This is a genomic window from Paenibacillus sp. OT2-17, assembly GCF_009827695.1.
Taxonomy (GTDB): domain Bacteria; phylum Bacillota; class Bacilli; order Paenibacillales; family Paenibacillaceae; genus Paenibacillus; species Paenibacillus polymyxa_B.
The window spans coordinates 1-1,850 of record NZ_WUDQ01000663.1; the positions used below are offsets into that span (position 1 = coordinate 1).

The following is a 1,850-nucleotide window of genomic DNA, read 5'->3' on the forward strand; positions in this document are numbered from 1 at the left end:
TCTATTGGTCAGTAAGGGCTGGGTTTCACAAGAGCAGCATTTTAATATTAGGCAGGTGCTGGCTGATTATTTTGATTTTATGGAGGCAGAGATCGATTCCGGTAAGTTATATGGGAAAATTTCAAGTAAGCTGGATGCCAAAACAACAGCCAATTGCTTATTTGGGATTTACATTTTCGCTCCAATGCGGTCTATGGTTTGGGGCGAAACGATGAATCTGCAAGAGGTTCGAGAAAGTATTGAAGTATTTGTGTGTAATGCATTGGGCATGCAACATTAATAGACAGATGGAGTGATGAGAACATGAAAGCTAAAAAATATACGATTTACGTCGTACTTATTATTTTAATCGCGGTTGGAATATATGCCTTGACTGCTTTTCCACGGGGTGGAAGCAGCTTGTCTGCGGATCAGTCTTCTTCCATTCCTACGGCTTATGTGGAGTCGGATACCCTCAATGCCAGCTTTAAAATGGCAGGACGGATTGACCAGATGCTCGTCAAAGAAGGCGATCAGGTTAAAAAGGGGCAGGTGTTAGCCCATCTGGAAAGTCGCGAGTTGGAAGATAAGGTGAAGCAGGCACAGGCGGCGTTGCTGGCAGCTAAGAGTAATGTCTCCAAAGCAAAAGCCGGTGTGTTGCAGGCTCAAGCAGGCGTAGGTCAGGCACAGGCTACTGTGAGCGCCGCTCAGGCCAAGAAGAGCCAAGGTACGACATCGGTCAGTGTGACCGCAGAGGCTTCCTCCAGCCAGATTGAACAGGCCAAAGCGGCTGCGAACGCCGCCAAGGCAAAACTGGATGCCCTCAAGAGCGGGGCAAGACCGCAGGAGCTTGAGCAATTGCAAGTATCTGTGAAGATAGCTAAGGAAACGCTGGACCTGACCGTTAAAAATTTGGAGCGTGCCAAAAAGCTTCAAGAAGCCGGAGCAGCAACTCAGGCATCTTTGGATCAAGCGACATTGGAACATCAACAGGCAGTGGCCAAATATAATGCAGAGTCGCAAAAATTGGATATGGCACGGGAGGGAAGCCGCAAGGAGGAAATTACGGCGGCTGAAGCTCAATACCGTCAAGCCTTGGCTGCGGTGAAGGAAGCACAGGCAGGAGCGGGCAAAGTTGCTGTACAACAGGAAGATGTCAAAGCTGCTCAGGCTTCGGTAGAGCAAGCGCAATCCGCTGTGAAGGCGGCGCAATCCACAGTTGAGCAGGCTCAATCTGCGGTTGCAGGTGCCAATGCTCAGGTAGCCCAAGCGGAAGCCGCGCTTCAAGAGGCTCAGACCTATTTGAGCTACACTACGCTATATGCGTCAGAAGATGGAATCATAAAATCCAAGTCGCTTAGCTTAGGTGAAATGGCTAGCGCAGGATTCCCGGTCTATACCATTGAAACTTCGACACAACGTTGGGCTAAATTCTATGTACCTGAAACGTCTCTGAACGGTCTTCAAGCAGGGGATACAGTCCAAATTAAATTGCTGTCTGGCGGTAAGGAGCTGAAGGGTAAAGTCATTCTGTTAGAATCGGCTGCGGACTTTGCCATTCAAAAACCGAGCCAAAGCTCCGGTGACAAGGATGTCCGTTCCTTCGGTGTTAAAGTAGCATTGCCAGACCTTGCTGCTTCGGTTCCAACAGGCTCCACGGTTCTGTTTACAGGCAAAGGGGCGCAGTAATATGCAGGATTCACAGGAAAGACTTCGTATCCGCGATGTGTTTCGCGAGGAATGGCTGAGCATCTTCCGGGACCGCCGCTTTATGGCTATTCTGCTGATTACGCCGATTGTGTATACGATACTATTTGGCTTCCTGTATTCACATCAGCGGATTACCGAGATGCCTGTCACAGTGTACGACG

At 49.2% G+C, this 1,850-nt stretch carries 1 protein-coding gene and 2 pseudogenes; all 3 read left to right on the forward strand.

The window, feature by feature from the left end:
* A pseudogene (locus GRP75_RS25845) lies at window positions 1-280 on the forward strand (TetR/AcrR family transcriptional regulator); the annotation flags it as partial.
* Window positions 281-303: 23 nt separating this feature from the next.
* Window positions 304-1,668: an HlyD family secretion protein gene (locus GRP75_RS25850; RefSeq protein WP_023987577.1), complete on the forward strand. Its 1,365-nt coding sequence runs from the start codon at window positions 304-306 to the stop codon at window positions 1,666-1,668.
* A gap of 1 nt (window position 1,669) precedes the next feature.
* Window positions 1,670-1,850: pseudogene (locus tag GRP75_RS25855) on the forward strand (ABC transporter permease); the annotation flags it as partial.

Excerpts from the sequence above, each read along its gene's own strand:
- GRP75_RS25850 (WP_023987577.1), top strand. The coding sequence starts at position 304 with ATGAAAGCTAAAAAATATACGATTTACGTCGTACTTATTATTTTAATC.